The 4,219-nt window shown below is 62.5% G+C and carries 6 protein-coding genes; all 6 read left to right on the top strand.

Going from position 1 to position 4,219, the window contains the following annotated elements:
* The first annotated feature begins 2 nt into the window (after positions 1 to 2).
* Positions 3 to 1,148 (top strand): ABC transporter ATP-binding protein, encoded by a 1,146-nt coding sequence (locus OBACDRAFT_RS13615; protein WP_052361972.1) that lies wholly within the window; start codon positions 3 to 5, stop codon positions 1,146 to 1,148.
* Positions 1,149 to 1,216: 68 nt separating this feature from the next.
* Positions 1,217 to 1,477 carry a 30S ribosomal protein S16 gene (rpsP, locus tag OBACDRAFT_RS13610; RefSeq protein WP_043586467.1) on the top strand — a complete coding sequence of 87 codons (261 nt, stop codon included), beginning with the start codon at positions 1,217 to 1,219 and terminating at the stop codon, positions 1,475 to 1,477.
* Between the two features lie 110 nt (positions 1,478 to 1,587).
* Complete coding sequence (gene trmD / locus OBACDRAFT_RS13605) at positions 1,588 to 2,274, top strand: tRNA (guanosine(37)-N1)-methyltransferase TrmD (RefSeq protein WP_043586463.1); 687 nt, start codon at positions 1,588 to 1,590, stop codon at positions 2,272 to 2,274.
* Positions 2,271 to 2,642, top strand: a complete 372-nt coding sequence (rplS, locus tag OBACDRAFT_RS13600) for a 50S ribosomal protein L19 (protein ID WP_043586461.1) — start codon at positions 2,271 to 2,273, stop codon at positions 2,640 to 2,642. The genes trmD and rplS overlap by 4 nt, the downstream gene beginning before the upstream one ends.
* Positions 2,643 to 2,727: 85 nt before the next feature.
* Entirely contained in the window at positions 2,728 to 2,865 is a 138-nt protein-coding gene (locus tag OBACDRAFT_RS28265) for a hypothetical protein (protein ID WP_157837073.1), read from the top strand.
* 154 nt (positions 2,866 to 3,019) lie between these two features.
* Positions 3,020 to 4,219, top strand: a 1,200-nt coding sequence (locus OBACDRAFT_RS13595; RefSeq protein ID WP_043586465.1) for a 1-deoxy-D-xylulose-5-phosphate synthase N-terminal domain-containing protein, incomplete at its 3' end; no start/stop codon positions are given.

The following is a 4,219-nucleotide window of genomic DNA, read 5'->3' as shown; positions in this document are numbered from 1 at the left end:
CCATGATCGAGATCAACGGTGTGACGAAACGCTTCGGTTCGTTTACCGCCGTCAACCGAGTCAGCCTCCGCATCGAGGCTGGCGAATTCATCACCCTGCTCGGCCCCTCCGGCTGCGGAAAAACCACCCTGCTCCGGCTCCTCTCCGGTTTCGAGCACCCCGACGAAGGCTCGATCCGCGTCGGCGGCGAAGACGTCACCCACCACGCACCCTACCGGCGCAACATCAACCAGGTGTTCCAAGGCTACGCGCTCTTCCCGCACATGACCGTGCGCGACAACATCGCCTTCGGCCTGCGCATGCAAAAACTCTCCGACCCCGAAATCCAGCGCCGCGTGGCCGAAGTCGTGGAGTTGATGGCGCTCAAGGGATTTGAGGAACGCAAACCCCACCAACTTTCCGGCGGCCAGCGCCAGCGCGTAGCCCTTGCCCGCGCCATCGTCCCCCGCCCCTCCGTGCTCCTGCTCGACGAACCCCTCTCCGCGCTCGACGCCAAACTGCGCCAGCAAATGCGCGTCGAACTCAAACGTCTGCAAAAGCACCTTGGCCTCACCTTCGTCTTCGTCACGCACGACCAGGAGGAAGCCCTCACCCTGAGCGACCGCATTGCCGTGCTCAACAACGGCCGCCTCGAACAACTCGGCACCGCCACCGAAATCTACCACCAGCCGCGCACCGCCTTTGTCGCCGACTTCATCGGCGAGGCCAACCTCATCGAAGCCGAGATGGTGGCGCGCAACGGCGTCTATGGCCGCGTGCGCCTCGACGGCGGACTCGAACTCAAAGTCTCCCTCGCCCGCTGGCCCGCCGGGATCAAGAAAGCTGTCATCTCGATCCGGCCCGAAAAAGTCCACGTCTCCAAAACTCCGATACAAATCGAAGGCGTGGAAAACGTGTTCGAAGCCCGCGTCACCGAGGAAGTTTTCCAAGGCGCGCTCGACCAACTCGTCATCACCAGTGCCGCCGGCACGCAATTCAGTGCGGTGGTGGCCAACGAAAGCGCCCTCATGGAGCCCATCCACGACGGCGACCACGTCTGGTGCGGCCTGCACGTGGACGACCTCGTGGTCGTCTGCGGCGAGGACGGCGAATGGGCCCCGTCCGCCCGGTCTGATGATCCGCCAGCATTGCTGCAAAAGTCCGCTTGACATCCGGGAAACGCAGCAGTCTTCTCACCGCTTTTCCAAAAATACAGCGTCCGTTTTTCGTTTTTCTCATGGCTCTTAAAATCCGTCTCTCGCGCGTAGGCGCCACTCATAACCCGGTTTACCACGTTGTGGTCGCCGAGGCCCGTTCCCGTCGTGATGGCGCCGCGGTTGAGCTGCTCGGCACCTACAATCCCCGCGCCACCAAGGACGCGCTCACCCTCAATGTCACCCGTGCCGACCACTGGATCAGCAAGGGAGCCCAACCCACCGACACCGCCCTCTCGCTTATCAAGCGCGCCCGCAAGGCCGCCGCCCCCGTCGCTGCCTGAGGCAACCTGCGCAGGGCAAATCCGGTAAAATTTCCCAAGATCGTCCGGCCGCCTCGTGCGCCGGGCGATTTTTTTTCGCCGCGTTTCATCCCGCTCCTCCCGCCCACATCGTGCCGCTCCACATTGACGTTTTGACGATTTTCCCCCGCATGCTCGACGGCTTTCTGACCGAGAGCATCCTTGGTCGCGCGCTGGAAAACCGTCTGCTCTCTGTTACCTCCCACGACCTGCGCGCCTGGGCCACGGACAAACACAAGACCACCGACGACCGCCCCTTTGGCGGCGGCGCAGGCATGGTCATGAAACCCGAACCCGTGTTTGCCGCCATCGAACAACTCACCACGCCCGGCTGCCGTCGCATTTATCTGACGCCCGACGGCGTGCCGTTTTCCCAAAAAATCGCGCAGGAACTCTCCACCGAAAAACACCTCATTTTGTTGAGCGGCCACTACGAGGGGATCGACCAGCGCATCCGCGATTGCGTCATCGACCAGGAGCTCAGCATCGGCGACTACGTGTTGACCAACGGCACCTTGCCCGCCGCCGTCGTCATCGACGCAGTGGCCCGGCTCATCCCCGGCGTGCTCGGCGAGGAAAAGTCGTTGACACACGAATCCTTCACCGGGAGATTGCTCGACTTTCCTCAATACACACGTCCCGCCGAATTTCGAAACATGTCAGTACCGGAAGTGCTCCTTTCAGGTGACCACGGCAAAATCGAAAAATGGCGGCAGGCGCGGCAACTTGAGAAAACCAGACAAGTCCGACCCGATTTACTCGAAAACCAAACATCATGAATCCGATCATCAAAGAGATCACCCAATCGCAGGTGAAAACTGACGTCACGAATTTTAAAGTCGGCGACGGCGTGCGTGTTTCCACAAAAGTCCGCGAAGGTGACAAGGAGCGCGTCCAGAATTTTTCCGGCGTCGTCATCGCCCGCAAAGGCACTGGCATCCACGAGACTTTCACGGTCCGCCGCATCAGCTACGGCGAAGGCGTCGAACGCGTGTTCCCTGTCAACTCGCCCAACATCGTCGGCATCACCGTCGAGCAGACCTCCGAGCCCATGCGCGCCCGCCTCTACTACTTGCGCAACCGCACCGGCAAGGCCGCCATGGCCGTCAAGAAAGAGAAGCGCGCCGAAGCCTCCACCGCCAAATAAGCGGTCCACGGCCTCGTTTCGATCCAGCCACCTTTTTTCTTTTTTTTCGCAATGCGAGTCCCGCGCCGGACTCGCATTTTTTTGTATGCCCCTCCCCCCCCCCCCCCCCCCGGCCTCCACTTTCCGGCACTTCGATGTTGGATGTTGGATGTTCGACGTTGGATGTTCGGCGCGCAGCACCGCTGCCGCCGGCCCCCCCCCCGGTCCCAACTCTGCGGTGTGAAAACGGATGCAGTCTCTTGCGACATCACGCCTGCCCTTTCGGCGTTGCCAGCTTCACATCCCTTCACGCAACTTTCACATTCACGTTTTTTCGTCCGCTTATTTTCACCGGCCACCGGTTCACTTTCACATCCAACCACTCCCATTCAATCGTCATGAAGCTTAACACCGACCTCCTCGCCCTCGCCGCCAATCAGGCCCGCGGCCTCGCCATCGACGCCGTTCACAAATGCTCCTCCGGCCATCTCGGCCTCCCGCTCGGTGCCGCCGAGATCGGCGCCACCCTTTACGGTGCCCTCCTCTCGCACAATCCCGACCAACCGCGCTGGCTCAACCGCGACCGCTTCGTCCTCTCTGCCGGACACGGCTCCATGTTCCTCTACTCCTGGCTCCACCTCAGCGGCTACGACCTGCCGCTCGAAGAAGTGAAAAACTTCCGCCAACTCCACAGCAAGACCCCCGGCCACCCCGAATTTCGTGAGACCCCCGGCGTTGAATGCACCACCGGCCCGCTCGGCCAAGGCATCGCCAACGCCGTCGGTTTTGCCGTCTCCGGCAAGATGGCCGCCGCCCGCTTCAACACCCCCGAACACACCCTTTTTGACAGCCACGTGATCGCCCTCGCCGGCGACGGCTGCATGCAGGAAGGCGTTGCCCTCGAAGCCATCTCCTTCGCCGCTCACCAGAAGCTCGACAACCTCATCGTCATTTTCGACTCCAACGACGTCACCCTCGACGCCATGGCCGACAAGACCCAGAGCGACGACGTGGCCAAACGCTTCAAAGCCCTCGGCTGGGACGTGCAAACCATCGACGGCCACGACATCGCCGCCGTTTCCAAGGCCGTCAACCGCGCCAAGCGCGCCACCACCTCCCGTCCGCAACTCATCATCGCCAAGACCACCATCGCCAAAGGCATCCCCGAAGTCGCCGGCACCAGCAAGGGCCACGGCGAAGGCGGCGCCAAGTTTGCCGACGCCGCCCGCGCCGGTCTCGGTCTCCCCGCCGACCAGCATTTTTACGTGAGCGACGAAGTCCGCGCCTACTTTGCCGCGCACAAAAAACGCCTCGTTCGCGCCTACAAAAAATGGCTCGCCACCTTTGAAGCCTGGCAGACCGCCAACCCCGACAAAGCCGCGCTCCTCGCCAGCCGCGACGCCGCGCCCGACATCTCGCACCTCGCCGAACGCATCCCCGCCTTCCCCTCCGACGCCAAGCTCGCCACCCGCGCCGCCGGACAGGCCATTTTGCAACCTCTCGCCGAAGCCCTGCCGCTCCTCGTCGGAGGCAGCGCCGACCTCTACGGCTCCACGCTCAACTACATCGCTGGCGCTGGTGATTTCGAGCCCCCCCCC

Origin of the sequence: Geminisphaera colitermitum TAV2, assembly GCF_000171235.2 — a bacterium.
Classification (GTDB): domain Bacteria; phylum Verrucomicrobiota; class Verrucomicrobiia; order Opitutales; family Opitutaceae; genus Geminisphaera; species Geminisphaera colitermitum.
This window is presented reverse-complemented; position numbering and strand designations above follow the sequence as displayed.

Bases quoted from the DNA above. Each gene is read 5' to 3' on its own strand.
- OBACDRAFT_RS13615 (WP_052361972.1), top strand. From the start codon at position 3: ATGATCGAGATCAACGGTGTGACGAAACGCTTCGGTTCGTTTACCGCC.
- rpsP (WP_043586467.1), top strand. From the start codon at position 1,217: ATGGCTCTTAAAATCCGTCTCTCGCGCGTAGGCGCCACTCATAACCCG.
- rplS (WP_043586461.1), top strand. From the start codon at position 2,271: ATGAATCCGATCATCAAAGAGATCACCCAATCGCAGGTGAAAACTGAC.
- OBACDRAFT_RS28265 (WP_157837073.1), top strand. From the start codon at position 2,728: ATGCCCCTCCCCCCCCCCCCCCCCCCGGCCTCCACTTTCCGGCACTTC.